Origin of the sequence: Brevibacterium pityocampae (genome assembly GCF_039541555.1) — a bacterium.
GTDB classification, from domain to species: domain Bacteria; phylum Actinomycetota; class Actinomycetes; order Actinomycetales; family Brevibacteriaceae; genus Brevibacterium; species Brevibacterium pityocampae.
The window spans coordinates 55679-71434 of sequence record NZ_BAABGL010000002.1 but is presented as its reverse complement, the minus strand read 5'-3'; the positions used below and the strand labels follow the sequence as shown (position 1 = coordinate 71434).

15 protein-coding genes are annotated in these 15756 nt (G+C 67.5%); 7 read left to right on the top strand and 8 right to left on the bottom strand.

Annotated features, from left to right (window positions below):
• Window positions 1-5 precede the first annotated feature (5 nt).
• Window positions 6-1145 carry an N-acetylmuramoyl-L-alanine amidase gene (locus ABD883_RS00660; protein WP_247424358.1) on the top strand — a complete coding sequence of 380 codons (1140 nt, stop codon included), beginning with the start codon at window positions 6-8 and terminating at the stop codon, window positions 1143-1145.
• Between the two features lie 494 nt (window positions 1146-1639).
• On the opposite strand, the gene ABD883_RS00655 is transcribed toward ABD883_RS00660, so the two are convergent.
• From ABD883_RS00655 to rpmH, 8 genes are all read right to left on the bottom strand, one after another.
• The gene (locus ABD883_RS00655; protein ID WP_345029067.1) at window positions 1640-3034 is read right to left on the bottom strand and encodes a ParB/RepB/Spo0J family partition protein; all 1395 of its coding nucleotides are present in this window, start codon (window positions 3032-3034) and stop codon (window positions 1640-1642) included.
• Complete coding sequence (locus ABD883_RS00650) at window positions 3027-3926, bottom strand: ParA family protein (protein ID WP_247424367.1); 900 nt, start codon at window positions 3924-3926, stop codon at window positions 3027-3029. The genes ABD883_RS00655 and ABD883_RS00650 overlap by 8 nt, the downstream gene beginning before the upstream one ends.
• Before the next feature lie 158 nt (window positions 3927-4084).
• On the bottom strand, window positions 4085-4705 hold the full coding sequence (gene rsmG, locus ABD883_RS00645; RefSeq protein WP_345029065.1) for a 16S rRNA (guanine(527)-N(7))-methyltransferase RsmG: 621 nt from the start codon (window positions 4703-4705) through the stop codon (window positions 4085-4087).
• Between the two features lie 146 nt (window positions 4706-4851).
• Window positions 4852-5370 carry a Jag family protein gene (locus ABD883_RS00640; protein WP_345029063.1) on the bottom strand — a complete coding sequence of 173 codons (519 nt, stop codon included), beginning with the start codon at window positions 5368-5370 and terminating at the stop codon, window positions 4852-4854.
• A 15-nt stretch (window positions 5371-5385) separates the two neighbouring features.
• A complete protein-coding gene (gene yidC / locus ABD883_RS00635) occupies window positions 5386-6345 on the bottom strand; it encodes a membrane protein insertase YidC (RefSeq protein WP_137318516.1) in 960 nt (319 codons plus the stop codon).
• Entirely contained in the window at window positions 6346-6753 is a 408-nt protein-coding gene (gene yidD / locus ABD883_RS00630) for a membrane protein insertion efficiency factor YidD (protein WP_137318515.1), read from the bottom strand. It abuts the gene before it with no gap.
• The gene (rnpA, locus tag ABD883_RS00625; RefSeq protein WP_137318514.1) at window positions 6750-7088 is read right to left on the bottom strand and encodes a ribonuclease P protein component; all 339 of its coding nucleotides are present in this window, start codon (window positions 7086-7088) and stop codon (window positions 6750-6752) included. The genes yidD and rnpA overlap by 4 nt, the downstream gene beginning before the upstream one ends.
• 2 nt (window positions 7089-7090) lie before the next feature.
• The gene (rpmH, locus tag ABD883_RS00620) at window positions 7091-7228 is read right to left on the bottom strand and encodes a 50S ribosomal protein L34 (RefSeq protein ID WP_137318513.1); all 138 of its coding nucleotides are present in this window, start codon (window positions 7226-7228) and stop codon (window positions 7091-7093) included.
• A 526-nt stretch (window positions 7229-7754) separates the two neighbouring features.
• Between rpmH and dnaA the strand changes: the two genes are divergently transcribed.
• From dnaA to gyrB, 6 genes are all read left to right on the top strand, one after another.
• Window positions 7755-9410 carry a chromosomal replication initiator protein DnaA gene (gene dnaA, locus ABD883_RS00615; protein ID WP_247424373.1) on the top strand — a complete coding sequence of 552 codons (1656 nt, stop codon included), beginning with the start codon at window positions 7755-7757 and terminating at the stop codon, window positions 9408-9410.
• A gap of 545 nt (window positions 9411-9955) precedes the next feature.
• Window positions 9956-11101, top strand: coding sequence for a DNA polymerase III subunit beta (gene dnaN / locus ABD883_RS00610; RefSeq protein WP_295689085.1), 1146 nt, complete (start codon window positions 9956-9958; stop codon window positions 11099-11101).
• Entirely contained in the window at window positions 11101-12228 is a 1128-nt protein-coding gene (gene recF, locus ABD883_RS00605) for a DNA replication/repair protein RecF (protein WP_345029058.1), read from the top strand. The genes dnaN and recF overlap by 1 nt, the downstream gene beginning before the upstream one ends.
• Complete coding sequence (locus ABD883_RS00600) at window positions 12225-12743, top strand: DciA family protein (RefSeq protein WP_295689088.1); 519 nt, start codon at window positions 12225-12227, stop codon at window positions 12741-12743. Before recF ends, ABD883_RS00600 begins: the two co-directional genes overlap by 4 nt.
• A 10-nt stretch (window positions 12744-12753) precedes the next feature.
• Window positions 12754-13467: a M50 family metallopeptidase gene (locus ABD883_RS00595; protein WP_345029056.1), complete on the top strand. Its 714-nt coding sequence runs from the start codon at window positions 12754-12756 to the stop codon at window positions 13465-13467.
• Window positions 13468-13673: 206 nt separating this feature from the next.
• Window positions 13674-15671 (top strand): DNA topoisomerase (ATP-hydrolyzing) subunit B, encoded by a 1998-nt coding sequence (gene gyrB, locus ABD883_RS00590; protein ID WP_345029054.1) that lies wholly within the window; start codon window positions 13674-13676, stop codon window positions 15669-15671.
• Window positions 15672-15756: the final 85 nt, after the last annotated feature.

The following is a 15756-nucleotide window of genomic DNA, read 5'->3' as shown; positions in this document are numbered from 1 at the left end:
GAACGATGACACCCACCTCTGTTTTCCCCTCCCTGTCGCGGGGAGACCGCAGCGACATCCTGCTGGCGACCAAGTCGCAGCTGTCGCGCCTGGGGTACCCGGTGGGGGACTCCGATTCTCCGGAATTCGATCACCAGTTCGATTCCGTGATCCGCCGCTTCCAGCAGGAGCGGGGCCTCCTGTGCGACGGGCTGCTCGGCCCGGAGACCTTCGGTCAGATCGAGCTCGCCCGCTTCCGGCTCGGCGACCGGGTGCTTCGCTTCGATCCCGTCCGCCCGCTGCGCGGAGACGACGTGGCCGAGCTCCAGAAGATCCTCAGCCGCCTCGGCATCTACACTGATCGCATCGATTACATCTTCGCCGAGGCCACCGATGCGGCTGTCCGGGAAGCTCAGACCGGACTGGGGCTCCGATCGGACGGCATCGCCGGGCCGACCACGCTCAGCGGCCTCCGTGCAGTCAAGAGGGACCAGGGAGAGGGCGATGTCTTCGCGCTCCAGGAGCGCGCCCGCGTGACCGCCTCAGGACCCTCGCTCGCCGGGCGCGTCGTCGTCATCGAGGCGGCGACCACACGGACCGACTTCGTCACGACCACGTTTCCGCCCGGTACTCAATCATGTGCCGAGGAGTACGCTGCGGACATCGCCCGCCGGCTCGAGGGACGACTGTCAGCGCTCGGCGCCGCGACCGTCTACGTCGAGGACAGTGCTGAGCGCGCCACCCTCGGTGACGAGCTCGGCGCCTCGGCAATCGTCACGATCAATCTCGACAGCTCATCGTCCCCGAAGGCACAGGGAGCTGCGACGTACTACTTCGGACGCGGTGACGATCCGTCCGTCGCCTCCCCGGTGGGACGACGCCTGGCCGAGCTCATGCAGAAGGAGCTGTGTGCTCGCACCGGTCTTCTCGACTGCCGCAGCCACCCACGCACATGGGAGTCGCTGCGCAGGGTGCGCACGCCCAAGGTCCACGTCATGCCGGGCTACATCAGCAACGACGAGGACCGGGCCGCCCTCGAGGATCAGCGCCTCCGCGATCTCATCGCCGAATCCGTGGCCGTCTCCCTGCAGCGCCTCTACCTGCGCGAAGAGACCGACCCGCCCACCGGCACGCTCGACCTCGCCGCCGTCAGCTCTCAGCTCTGACGATCGCCCGCGCCACGGCCTTTCCGCGGCATCGGTCGGCCGCACTGCCCCGAGCGGCCCACTTCCGGTTGCGCAGCATTCACGGGCCGCCCTCGACCTCCGCCTTTAGCTCATGGATTGTGTTGCGGTGCCTCGACCGCCGATGTGTCCGAACCGTCCGGGGCCATCTGAAGCCGTCTGAGCTGTCTGAGCTGTCTGAGCCATCTGAGCTTTCTGAGCTTTCTGAGGATTGTTTCACGTGAAACATCCCCTGCCGAGCGAAGTGGCATGTCTGCGCGTTCTCAACCACAAGCTCTGCGGTGCTGTCATCGGTCGAGCAACCGCTCGTGCATGACCCGAGCCGGACTCATTCGGTCAACCCCTGCTCATCCGACAACTACCAATCCCGCGATGTATCGCTGATCTCCACGCCGGATAGCTCTCGACCCAGAACAGCAGAGGGCGGGCTGCCATCGTGGCAGCCCGCCCTCGTCGAATCCTCCGGAGCGGCAGCGTCAACTCACAGTGTCACCGGAATCGGCCTGGGTGATCCCGAGAGTCTGGAGAATCCGCTTAAGATCATCCTCGTTTGCGAACTCGACGCTGATCTTGCCTTTGCGCTTCCCCATGGTGATGTTGACTCGGGTATCCAGCCGGTCTCCGAGGTCTCGCGCGATGCTCGAGAGCTCGGGATTTGCGGCCCGTGTTTCACGTGAAACATTCACACGATCACCACGATTGAGGAGGACGACAGCTTCCTCCGTTGCACGCACCGACAGCCCCTCGGCCACCACGCGTTGAGCCAGCACCTCCATCGCTGCAGGGTCGATGAGTCCGAGGATCGCGCGAGCGTGACCTTGAGAGATCACGCCGGCGGCAACTCTGCGCTGGACCAGTGGAGGTAGTTTGAGAAGCCTCAGGGTGTTGGTGATCTGCGGACGAGACCGCCCTATGCGCTCGGACAGCTCCTGCTGTGTGCAGGCGAAGTCATCGAGCAGCTGCTGATAGGCGGCTGCCTCTTCGAGGGGATTGAGATCAGCGCGATGGAGGTTCTCGAGCAGTGCGTCACGGAGGAGATCGACGTCATCGACCTGCCGGATGATTGCTGGAATGCTCTCGAGCCCGGCCTCCCGCGAGGCCCGGAGCCGTCGCTCACCCATGATGAGCTCGAATCTGGGCTCCTCAGGGTCGATCACACGAACGACGATCGGCTGAAGCACCCCGACTTCGCGTATCGAATGGACGAGCTCATCGAGCGCATCCTCATCGAAGACCGACCGCGGCTGCCGAGGATTCGCTGCAATCGCATCGACAGGCAACAGTCCGAAAGCAGTGCCGGGAACCGATTCGAGCGATGTTTCACGTGAAACACCGGCCGTCTCTGCCTGCGTGCCGGCTTGCGCGGAATCAGCGTGCTGATCCTGATCCGCGGTCGGGGTCTGCGCGCCGGGGCCAGTGTGTGCGGGGTTCTGCTCCGGTGACCGCTGGGTGTCGGCACCAGCAGATTCTGTCGATCCCTGCGACTTCTTCCGCCCGGTGGGCCCTGGTGGCACAGACGTGCCCGCAGTGGCGTTCTTCGCGGTCATGCTCGTCGCCCTGGAGCCGTTCGTGGTCGAACTGTTCGCGGATTCGTCAGCGACCGCCGTGTCGCTCACCGACGCCGACTCAGTCTTCGCTGTTCGGCGCGTGGTCGCCTTCGAGCGCGAGCTGGCGGGGGACTTCTTCTCAGCTCGTGCGCGACGCATGGAGACTGCCGGATCCTTGCTCGATCGGGCTTCGGATGTTTCACGTGAAACATCCGAGCCTTTCTCCTGCGCGGGGAAGAACACGTCCACGGGCCGCTCGTCGCTCACGACGTCCGGGATGAGCGCCCCCAGTCCACGTCCCAGTCCACGTCGGCGTTCAGCCATGGCTCTTCACTCCTCGCTGTGAGATCTCTTCGGCGGCTTCGCGATAGGAGAGCGCGCCGGAAGAGTTCGGTTCATAGGTGATCACGGTCTGTCGATAGCTCGGCGCCTCGGAGATCCTCACAGATCGTGGGATCGCCACGTCGAGGACCTGACGGGGGAAATGAGCTCGCACATCCTCGGCGACCTGCGAGCTCAGGTTGGTGCGGCCATCGAACATCGTGAGCAGGATGGTGCTCACCTGCAGCTCGGGGTTGAGGTGCTTCTGGATGAGCTGGATGTTCTTCAGCAGCTGACTCAGACCTTCAAGCGCGTAGTACTCGCACTGGATGGGGATGAGCACCTCTCGTGCCGCGACGAATGCATTGACCGTGAGCAGGCCCAGGCTCGGCGGACAGTCGATGATGACGTAGTCGACCCGGTCCTCGGCCTCGGCCCGCAGTTCGAGGTACCGAGCCAGGGATCTCGCCAGACGCTGCTCGCGAGCGACCAGGGAGACCAGCTCGATCTCAGCCCCCGCAAGGTCGATGGTCGCCGGCACGCAGTGGAGGTTCTCGATATCGGGGCACTGAGCGACTGCCTCCTCCATCGGGAGATCGTCGATGAGCACGTCGTAGATGCTGTTGACCTCTGTCGAGTGCTCGATCCCCAGTGCCGTGCTCGCATTGCCCTGCGGGTCGATGTCGATCACGAGAACGCGGAGTCCCTGCGAGGCGAGCGCGGCAGCGATATTCACCGTCGTCGTCGTCTTCCCGACCCCACCCTTCTGATTGGCAACCGTGAAGATGCGCGTTGCATCGGGCTTGGGGAAGGTCGTCGTCGCAAGCCGCTGGGCTCGGCGGTTGTCGCGTGCGATCTGCGCCCCGAGGGGAGTCGACTCGTCCATGATCGGCATTGTGCATGCTCCGTCCCTGGGAAGTGTGTGCCACGTGAAGTCTACCGACGTCGGTGCAGTGTTTCACGTGAAACATTCACGCGGTGCCGCGGATCAGCGTCGTTTTGCGTTCGAATTACGTTCTATTACTGCTGCTGCAAGCTCTTCCGCACGCCCGCTCAGCGCCGCCGCAGCTCCGCCACGCGGGTAGGGATCTCCAGGGGAGGCGAACCGAGCTCGTGCACCACGGGTGGTTCGAGCTTCGCCCGTCGGATCTGCTTCCGCGCCTTCTCGATCTCCGCATCGACGGACGCACCCTTGAGCGCGAGGAGTCGACCGCCGGGGCCGAGCACCGGAGCGCACCATTCGACGAGCACGGCCAAAGATTTCACTGCCCGCGCGGTCACGACGGTGAACACCTCGTCGTCGACGAGCTCCTCGACGCGTCCCCGGACCACACGGACGTGCGGAAGCTCGAGGTCGTCGAGGACCATGCGCAGCCACTCCACCCGACGTTCCATCGGCTCGATGAGCACGTACCGGGCGTCCGGCCGGGCGAGTGCCAGGGGAATGCCCGGCAGCCCCGCTCCGGAGCCCACGTCGCCGACGACGTCGTCGGGCGCGATGAGCTCCGCGACCACGGCGCAGTTGAGGATGTGGCGCGTCCACAGTCGCGGCAGCTCTCGGGGGCCGATGAGCCCCCATTCGACACCGGTCGTCGCCAGGTGGTGCGCATAGCAGCGGGCGGCATCGATCCGCTCCCCGAACAGTTCAGCGGCGAGCGCGGGCTCGGACTCCACCGATGCGTCATCCGGTGACCCCGCGCCCGCAGCAGAGCGTTCCGGCTGGCCCCGGGTCCCCGACGCCGCGGCCTCGGTGCCCTGTCCGCCTGTGCTCCGGGCGGTGCTGTCGCTGCGTGCGTCGTCCGTGCCGGCCTCCACGGGGTTCACTGCGCGTGGATGACCACGTGCCGGCGGTCGCCCTCGCCCTCGGACTCGGAGCGCAGGCCTGCCTTGGCGACCTGGTCGTGGACGACCTTGCGCTCGAAGGAGTTCATCGGCCGGCAGGTGTAGGGCTCGCCGGTCTCGGTGACCTTGCCGATCGCGCGATCGGCGAGCGCCCGCAGGTCATCTTTGCGACGGTCGCGGTAGCCGTTGATGTCGAGCATGAGCCACGAGCGCTGACCGGTGCTCGTCTGCACGGCGAGCCGGGTGAGCTCCTGGAGAGCGGTGAGCACGGCGCCATCGCGTCCGACGAGGGTCGAGAGGTTCGAGTCCTCGTCCTCGCAGACGATCGCGACCTCGGCCCGCCCATCGGCCACATCGATGTCGATGTCGCCGTCGACATCGGCGATGTCGAGCAGCTCCTCGAGGTAATCGGCTGCGATATCGCCCTCCTCCTCGAGCATCTCCGCACGAGTGGGCTTGGGGTCCTCGACCGGCGCGGTCTCGGTGTTCTCAGTCATCGCTCTCCCAACCTCTTATCTCTTCTTCTTCTTTTTCTTCTGCCGGGCCTTGCCCACCGGTTGCTGACGCTGTCCGGCGGCGGGCGCCTCGGGCTCGGGGGTCATCTCGATCGGCTTGGAGCCGGGGAGCGGGGACTTGCCCTTCTTGGCGCGGCGCTCCATGAGCTCCTTCTCGGCCTTCGAGCCGGGCGCCGGCATGTTCCGGATGACGACGAACTGCTGGACCATGGTCCACGTGTTCGACACGAGCCAGTAGACGAGCACGCCGAGCGGGAAGTAGACACCGCCGACGGCGAACACCACGGGCATGATGTAGAGGAGCATCTTCTGCTGCTGCATGAACGGGTTGTTCATCGCGGCTTCGGACATGTTCTTCGTCATCATCTGCTTCTGGGTGATGAACTGCGTGACACCCATGATGACGATGAGGACGGCGGTCAGCGCCTTGGCGCCGATCCCGTCGGTGAGGAAGGTCGCCTGGAGCGGGATCCCGAAGATCGTCGCGACGTCCGCCGACTGCGCCAGCGCCTGCGTCACACCGCCGATCGGCGGGAGGTCGCCGACCGCGATGAGATGCATGTTGTTGATGACGCGGAACAGCGAGAAGAAGATCGGCAGCTGCACGAGCAGCGGCAGGCATGAGGCCCACGGGTTGGTGCCGTGCTTCTTGAACAGCGCCATCTGCTCCTCGGCCATGGCCTGCCGGGAGAACTGGTCCTTCTTGCCCTTGTACTTGGCCTGGAGCCGCTGGATGTCCGGCTGGATCAGCTGCATCTTGCGCTGCGCCTTGATCTGGTACACGAACAAGGGGATGAGGATGGCCCGGATCACCACCGTGAGGCCGGCGATCGACAGCACCCAGGTCCAGCCGCTGCCGGCGTCGAGGCCCAGGCTGGTGAACACCTGGTGGAAAATTGCGAGGATCCACGCGACCACCCACTGCAGGGGCAGAAGCAGATTGTCAATCCATGACATTCAGTCTCTCCTTGGCCGCGGATCGGCGCGGTCGTCCGTGATGAGGTCTCGATACATTGTGCCACTGTTGCGGTCGGCGTTGATCTCCCGGCTCCGGGCCTCCATGAGGGACCCGGGTGCGTAGTCCACCCCACCGCCGGAGAACGGGTTGCACCGCAGCACCCGCCACGTCGTCAGCAGCGCACCGCGCACGGCACCCGTCGACTCGAAGGCGTCGAGCGCGTACTTCGAACAGCTGGGGTAGTAGCGGCACACGTCACCGTACAAGGGCGAGATGATCCTCCGGTACAGGCGCATGAACCACACGAACGGCATCCGCGGGGCGATGCGCAAGAGGTGGACGAACCGCGCCCGGCCGCCGGCCGGTGCCGACGGCAGCGAGGACGGGGTGTCCTCCCCGTGCCTCATCCTGCAAGCCGTTCGAATGCCCGGTCGACCGCGCGTGACAGCTCGGCGGAGTCGGCGTCAGCGGCTGCCGGCAGTGCGCGCACCACGATCATGTCCCCGATGCCGAGCTCCGGGAGCCGGGTGTGGAGGATCGCCCGGAGCCGGCGCTTGACCCGATTGCGGACGACCGCGTTGCCGACGGCCCGGGAGACGACGAATCCCACGCGCGGAGCGTGGGATTCATCGAGTGTCGACAGGAAATGGATCACCAGATGCTTCGTCCCGGCTCTGCGGCCGGTGCGGAAGACGCGGCGGAAATCGTCGCCCTGATGAATCCGGTTCCTACCGGGGAGCACGATCAGGCGGACAGCGCGTTGCGTCCCTTACGGCGACGCGAAGCCAGGATGGCGCGTCCGGCGCGGGTGCGCATGCGCAGCCGGAAGCCGTGGGTCTTGGCGCGCTTGCGGTTGTTGGGCTGGAAAGTACGCTTGCTCACTTCGGTTCTCCGATTATCTGTCGTTGCTGGTGCCGGGCAGCACGGTTCTGCTTTCGCATCTCACACGAGGTGGACCACTCACGGCCGTGCACTCCTGATGCTGTTGGCCGTGGGGAAGTCACTCACACCTCGTCGATGGGCCCGCAACACAGGACACTCCAGCATAGACGCCACGCCGAAAGACGGTCAAACCGGGCGCTCGCGGACGGAATCGTGTAATGCCGCGGCACCCGACCCATGACCGCAGACGGGCTCCTGCGCCCCTCCATCGTTCAGGCGCACATCACCGGCCGGCCGCTCCGTCGACCGGGTGCCGGTTCCCGTTCACCGCCGATCCTCTCGGAGTTCACCACTCGGCCGTGAACAGGCCGGTCCACAAATGACATCCGTGTACTTTCCACACCTTTCTCCACCGATGTGGATGAATCCGGGGCCTCACCCGGTCCTCCTCCACAATGTGTGGAAAACTATGTGGAAGCGAGTCGCCCCTTATCCACAGTTCCGGGGAGGCAGGACAGGAGCAGCAGTGAGCAACCCGAGCACATCCGACGATCTGCATGAGATCTGGCAGGTCGTCCTGTCGAATCTGCTCAATGATCCGACGATCACCGCGCATCAGAAGGGATTCCTCTCCCTCGCGGTGCCCAAGGCGCTCGTCGAGGGTCAGCTCGTCGTCCTCTCCGTCCGCAACGATCTCACCCGCACGACCCTCGAGACCCATCTGCGCGAGCCGCTCGCCCGCGAATTCTCCACCGCGCTCGGTCACGACGTCACCTTCGCCATCGCGGTCGACCCGGCGCTCGACGTCCCGGCGCCGCTGCCGCCGGAGACCCGGGGCACCGCACACCCCGGGTCCGGCTCCCCCGGTGCCGCCGCCGGCGCACCGGGCACCGCCTCCGCGGCCGAGGCGCCCTCCCCGGGGACCGGTCCCGCCGCCTCCGCGAGTCCTCCCGATCCGGCCGGCACCTCGGCCGCCCCCGCGGGCCCCGCCGACCTCACGCACCCCGGCAGCGGCGACCAGCCTGCCGTCGACACCGCCGGGAGCTCTCCCACCCCGAGCGCACCGGGTCGTCCGGCAGCCGCCTCGGCTCCGGCCGGGGCCGCACCGACGACCGCCGACGACCCGAGCGGGGTGTCCCAGCTCAACTCGAAGTACACCTTCGACACCTTCGTCATCGGCGCCTCGAACCGGTTCGCCCACGCCGCGGCGTTCGCCGTCGCCGAATCCCCGGCCAAGGCCTACAACCCGCTCTTCATCTACGGCGACTCCGGGCTCGGCAAGACCCACCTCCTCCACGCGATCGGCCACTACGCCGCGCAGCTCTACCCGAACATCCGGGTCCGCTACGTCTCGAGCGAGGAGTTCGTCAACGACTTCATCAACACGATCGGCTCCTCGACGACCTCGAACTCGCTGCGGCCGGCGTTCCAGCGCCGCTACCGCGAGGTCGACATCCTCATGATCGACGACATCCAGTTCCTCCAGGGCAAGGATGCGACCGTCGAGGAGTTCTTCCACACCTTCAATGCGCTCCACAACGAGCACAAGCAGGTCGTCATCACCTCCGACCAGCCGCCCAAGATGCTCAAGGGCTTCGAGGAGCGCCTCCGGTCCCGCTTCGAGTGGGGCCTGCTCACCGACGTGCAGCCGCCCGACCTCGAGACCCGGTTCGCGATCCTGCGGAACAAAGCCGCCGGCGAGGGCCTCCCGGTGCCCGACGACGTCCTCGAGTACATCGCCTCGCGCATCTCCTCGAACATCCGCGAGCTCGAGGGCGCGCTCATCCGCGTGTCCGCCTTCGCCAACCTCAATGACCAGGCGATCGAGGTCGGCCTCGCCGAGACCGTGCTCAAGGACTTCATCACCCACGAGGACACCCCGGAGATCACCGCGACGGACATCATGGGCCAGACCGCGGCGTACTTCGGGCTCACGCTCGACGACCTGTGCGGCTCGTCCCGGTCCCGCACCCTGACCACCGCACGCCAGATCGCGATGTATCTGTGCCGCGAGCTCACCGACCTCTCGCTGCCGAAGATCGGCCAGGAGTTCGGCGGCCGCGATCACACCACGGTGATGCACGCGAACAAGAAGATTCGAACACAGATGGCCGAGCGCAGGGCGCTCTACACCCAGGTCACCGAACTCACAAACCGCATCAAACAGCAGCATCGACTATGAACCGCATTGTGCACAGCTGTGGATAACCCTGTGGGCGAAGGCCCTCGGCCTGGGTACGGGGACGTGCACGGATGACACGGCGTCGGTGGAGAGCTGTGTACTCACATCGATGTGATTCACATTCCTCCCCCTCGCGTCACCACGGCGTCCACACGATGTCCACCGGTGCCCGGAGGCGCTGCGCCCGATGGATACTCGATGACATCGATGTAGTTCCACAGTTTCCACACGTGCTGTTACTACGACTGCATATTCATTCGAGGACATCCCTTCGAGCACCGCTGATCGCGGGACGGGGACCTCGGGTGATCCGAGCGCGGAGGATCGACGAGCTCGAGGACCGATGGTTCGAATCGAACGCCGGGCCGGCTGCGGAGCGTCTCCGGACGGGTTCCGGCCGGTCCCGGTGCGGGCTTCGGAACCCGGGTGAGAAGCACATCCGACGGGGTGTTTCCAATTCGCCACGCCGGTAGGCTGAGTGTAGAGTTTCAACTCGCCATCAGACCGCGCTGCAGCGCATGCGAGACCTCAACCACAGGAGTGCCGTGAACGCCGAATCCGCCGGGGCCGTGAAGTTCAGAGTCGAACGCGATGTCCTCGCCGAGGCCGTCACCTGGGCGACCAAGAGCCTCCCGCAGCGCCCCGCCGTCCCGGTCCTCACCGGCATCCTCATCACCGCCGATCCCGCCGGCTCCGTGCAGCTCTCAGTGTTCGACTACGAGGTCTCCTCCCGCGTCGAGATCGCCGCGGAGGTCGAGGCCCCCGGCACCCTGCTCGTCTCCGGCCGGCTGCTCGCCGACATCGCCAAGGCCCTGCCCAACCAGCCCGTCACCCTCGAGCGCAACGGCTCGAAGGTCGACCTCACCTGCGGGTCCTCCCGGTTCTCGCTCATGACGATGCCCGTCGACGAGTACCCCGCGCTGCCCACCGTGCCGGAGACCTCCGGCGTCGTGTCCGCCGGCGAGTTCAGCCACGCGGTGTCCCAGGTGAGCATCGCGACCTCGCGCGACGAGACCCTGCCGATCCTCACGAGCGTGCGCGTCGAGATCGAGGGTGACACCGTCACCCTGCTCGCCACCGACCGCTACCGCCTGGCGGTGCGCGAGTTCCACTGGAACCCCCGCACCCCCGACATCTCCGCCACCGCGCTGGTCCGCGGCCGCACTCTCGCCGATGCGGCGAAGGCGATGGGCGGCGATGTCGAGATCGCACTTGCGGAGTCCGGCGGCAAGGACATGCTCGCCTTCTCCTCGAGCGGCCGCATCACCACCTCGCTGCTCGTCGAGGGCGACTACCCCAAGGTCCGCTCACTGTTCCCCAAGGACGTGCCGATCCACGCCGTCCTCGAGACCGCCGCCCTGCGCGAGGCGGTGCGCCGCGTTTCGCTCGTCGCCGAGCGCAACACCCCGATCAAGTTCGAGTTCGCCGACGGCGCGCTCACCCTGAGGGCCGGTGCCGGCGACGACGCCCAGGCCAGCGAGTCGCTGCCGGTGGAGATCACCGGCGAGGACATCACCACCGGCTTCAATCCCGGCTTCATCTCCGAGGGCCTCGCCGCGATCGATTCCCCGTTCGTCCGGTTCTCCATGACCGAGCCGAAGAAGCCCGTGGTGATCTCCGGCCAGCAGGAGATCGACGGTGAATACGACTCCTCGTACCGCTACCTGCTGATGCCGATCATCAGATTCTGATGTGGGTGTCACGGCTCTCGCTGCGTGACTTCCGCTCCTACGCCTCGCTCGATCTCGAGCTCGAGCCGGGGGTCACGGCCTTCGCCGCTCCCAACGGCTGGGGCAAGACCAACCTCGTCGAGGCCGTCGGTTACCTCTCCGGACTGCGCTCCCACCGGGTGTCCCAGGATGCTCCGCTCGTCCGCCACGAACAGCCGGAGGCGACCGTCTCCGCCTTCGCCCATCGCGGCGAGCGGCAGGTCACCGTCGAGGTGACGATCAAGGCCCGCGGTGCCAACCGGGCCCGCATCAACCGCCGCGGGGTCCGCACCCGCGAGGTGCTCGGCCTCCTCCCCAGCGTGGTGTTCGCCCCGGAGGATCTCAGCCTCGTCAAGGGTGAGCCGGCCGACCGGCGCGACTTCCTCGACACCCTTCTCGTCGCCCGCCAGCCGCGGATGGCCGGGGTGATCGCGGACCTCGACCGGGCCCTGCGGCAGCGCAACGCGCTCCTCAAGAGCCTCCGCGCCCAGCCGGACCCCGCGCTCGAGGCGACCCTCGACATCTGGGACCAGGCCTTCGCCGAGTCCGCCGCCCAGCTCGTCATCGGGCGCCGCGAGCTCATCGCCGACCTCCGCGAACCGCTCGCCGACGGCTTCGCCTACGTCGCGGCCGAGGCGCGCAGCGAGCGCCGTGCCGCCGTGGTCGACTACGCCTCCCGGCTCGACTACTCCGGGGCGCACACCCCGGAGGAGGTGCAGGCCGTCGTCGTCACCGGGCTGCTCGATCGGCGGCGCCCGGAGATCGAGCGCGGCCTCACCCTCATCGGCCCGCAGCGCGACGACGTCGAGCTCACGATCGGCACGATGCCGGCGAAGGGCTACGCCTCCCACGGGGAGAGCTGGTCGCTCGCCCTCGCACTGCGCCTCGCCGGATGGGAGCTGCTCACCGGCGGCTCCGAGGAGCGGGAGGACCAGCCGGTGCTCGTGCTCGACGACGTGTTCGCCGAGCTCGACGCCGGCCGCCGCCGTCGCCTGGCGGCGCGGATCGGGGAGGCCGAGCAGGTGCTCATCACCGCCGCCGTCGGCGAGGACATCCCGGCCAACCTCGCCGGGCGGGTCGTCGACCTCACCGAGGTGACGACCCCGTGAGCACCGAGTCCGGGGATCTCTCCGCGGTGCCGGCCGCCGCGCTCGAGGCGCTCGACCGGATCCGCCGGATGGCCGACTCCGACTTCCGGCCGCTGTTCCGGTCCACCCGCACCCGCGGCGGACCGGTCGAGCCGGTCTACACCGGGTCGAAGGCGGACCCCCGGGATCCGCAGCCGCTCCGTGCGGGGCTCGGGCGGATCGCGCGCGAGCACGGCTGGTCGACCTCGCTCGAGGTCGGCACGGTGCTCGGCCGCTGGCCCGAGCTCGTCGGCCCCGACGTCGCCGCACACTGCACCGTCGAGAAGTTCGAACCCCCCGTCCTCGTGGTGCGGGCATCGTCGACGACCTGGGCCACCCAGCTGCGGATCATGACCACCCTGCTCCTCGATCGGTTCGAGCGCGAGCTCGGCAGCCGGGTCGTCGAGGAGCTCACCGTCCTCGGACCCACTCAGCGGTCGTGGAAGCGCGGCCGGCGCAGCGTCGCCGGCCGCGGTCCGCGGGACACCTACGGCTGAGGTGCTGCGCATGGAACCCCTCGACATCCTCGACCGGGCACTCACCCCGACCGGGCTGCCGGACTCCCCGCAGCTCCTCGTGGGCACCGCGCTCGCCCTCGCCCTGCTCCTCGTCGTGCCCGGTGCCGTGTGGCGGCTCACCGGGATCGTCGTGACGATCGTCCACGAGCTCGGGCACGGGTGCGCCGGGCTGCTCACCGGCAGGCGTGCGGTGGCGATCCGCCTGTCGCCGGACCACTCCGGCCTGACCACCTCCCACGGCCGGGCCGCCTCGGTCCCGTGGACGACCTTCTGGGGCTACCCGGCGCCGGCGCTGCTCGGTGCGGCACTCGTGATGAGCGGGCTCGCCGGCCGCGGTGCGACGGCGCTCCTCGTGTGCGCCGCCGTGCTCGCCGTCTCGCTCGTCTTCATGCGCGGGATCCTCGCCTGGCTCGCCGTCCCGCTCACCGCGGCGGTGCTGCTCGGTCTCCTGGGTTTCGCGCCGGATCCATGGCTGACGAGTGCTGCCGTGGGGCTCGGGGTGTTCCTCGTGTGCGGGGCGGTGCGGGCGCTGGCCAACCTCACCCGCCTGCACGCGCGCGGCCGCACGCATGGGAGCGATGCCGCGATCCTCGCCCGGGAGACGCGGGTGCCCGGTGCTGTCTGGCTCACCCTGATGTGGCTCGTGGTGCTCGCCTGCGCGGCCGGTTCCGGCTGGATGCTCCGGGTCGCGGTCGGAGTCTGAGCGGGACCGGCACCGAGCTCGGCGGAGGTGCGATGCGGCACCGGCTCAGAACCGCGCACACGGCTTCAGAACCCTGGGAGACGAGTCGGGGTACGGAGGACGGCTCGAAAATCCGGATGCGCACCCGCCCAGGCGCGCTCAGGGCAGGATTCGCGCGCCGTCCGGGGTAGAATCGAGGGAGTTCACGACCGATGACAAGGAGATCCATGGCTCCCGAGGAGAACCAGCCGTACGACGCGGGTGACATCACCGTTCTGGAAGGCCTGGAAGCGGTGCGCAAGAGGCCCGGTATGTATATCGGCTCGACCTCGGAGCGCGGCCTCCACCACCTCGTCTACGAGATCGTCGACAACTCCGTCGACGAGGCGCTCGCCGGCTACTGCAGCCACATCGAGATCACCATCCTCGCCGACGGCGGCGTGCGCGTGGTCGACGACGGCCGCGGGATCCCCGTGGCGATCCACCCCACCGAGGGCGTCCCGACCCTCCAGGTGGTCCTCACCATCCTCCACGCCGGCGGCAAGTTCGGCGGCGGCGGGTACGCGGTGTCCGGCGGTCTGCACGGCGTGGGCTCCTCCGTCGTCAACGCCCTGTCCGCGCGTCTCGACGCGGAGATCCACCGCGACGGCAACGTGTGGCGCCAGGACTACCGACGCGGCGTGCCGACCGGCGAGATCGTCAAGGGCGAGACCACCGACCGGACCGGCACGATGATCACCTTCTGGCCGGACGAGGAGATCTTCGACACCACGGAGTTCACCTTCGAGGTGCTCCGCGCCCGGTTCCAGCAGATGGCGTTCCTCAACAAGGGACTGAAGATCTCGCTGCGCGACGAGCGCGTCGAGCAGGTCGACGACGCCGACGTCCAGCTCGACGCGGAGGACACCGCGGAGTGGAAGCCGCGCGAGGTCACCTTCCTCTACGAGAACGGGCTGCTGGACTACGTCGCCTACCTCAACTCCGCGAAGAAGACCGACCTCGTCAACGAGGAGATCATCGCCTTCGAGTCCGAGGACACCGAGCAGAAGATCGCCCTCGAGGTCGCGATGCAGTGGACGAGCTCCTACAACGAGTCCGTCCACACCTACGCCAACACCATCAACACGCATGAGGGCGGCACCCACGAGGAGGGCTTCCGCACCGCGCTCACCAGCCTCCTCAACAACTATGCCCGCGACCAGAAGCTGCTGCGGGAGAAGGACGCCAACCTCACCGGCGAGGACGTCCGCGAGGGCCTCACCGCGGTGCTGAGCATCAAGCTCGGGGAACCCCAGTTCGAAGGCCAGACGAAGACGAAGCTCGGCAACTCGGAGGCGAAGACCTTCGTGCAGCGCGTCGTCCGCGACGAGCTCGGCCACTGGATGGAGTCGAACCCCATCCAGGCTAAGGAGGTCGTGCGCAAGGCGATCCAGGCCTCGCAGGCCCGGCTCGCCGCCCGCAAGGCGCGCGAGGCGACCCGCCGCAAGGGCCTGCTCGAGTCCTCGGGCATGCCGGGCAAGCTCCGCGACTGCCAGTCGAAGGACCCCTCGCTGTCGGAGATCTTCATCGTCGAGGGCGACTCCGCCGGCGGTTCGGCCGTGCAGGGGCGCGATGCGATCCACCAGGCGATCCTCCCGCTGCGCGGCAAGATCCTCAACGTCGAGAAGGCCCGGCTCGACCGGGCGCTCGGCAACCAGGAGATCCAGTCGCTCATCACCGCCTTCGGCACCGGGATCGGCGAGGAGTTCGACATCTCCAAGCTCCGGTACCACAAGATCGTGCTCATGGCCGACGCCGACGTCGACGGCCAGCACATCGCGACCCTGCTCCTCACCCTGATCTTCCGCTACATGAAGCCCCTGGTGGAGCACGGCTACGTGTACCTCGCGACCCCGCCGCTCTACCGCCTGAAGTGGAGCAACGCCCCGCACGACTACGCCTACTCCGACCGGGAGCGCGATGCGCTGCTCACCGAGGGGCGGGCCGCCGGCAAGCGCCTGCCCAAGGACATGGCGATCCAGCGGTACAAGGGCCTGGGCGAGATGAACTACGCGGAGCTGTGGGACACGACGATGAACCCGGACCACCGCCTGCTCAAGCAGGTGACGCTCGACGACGCCGCCCGCGCGGAGGAGATCTTCACCATCCTCATGGGCGAGGACGTCGAATCGCGCCGCCGGTTCATCCAGGAGAACGCGAAGGACGTCCGATTCCTCGACATCTGAGGCCCGGTCCGCTCTCCGCTTCCCGGCGGAATATCCCAGAGTCTAGTCAATTTCCGATACTCACTGATACAGACCGATCAGCGAC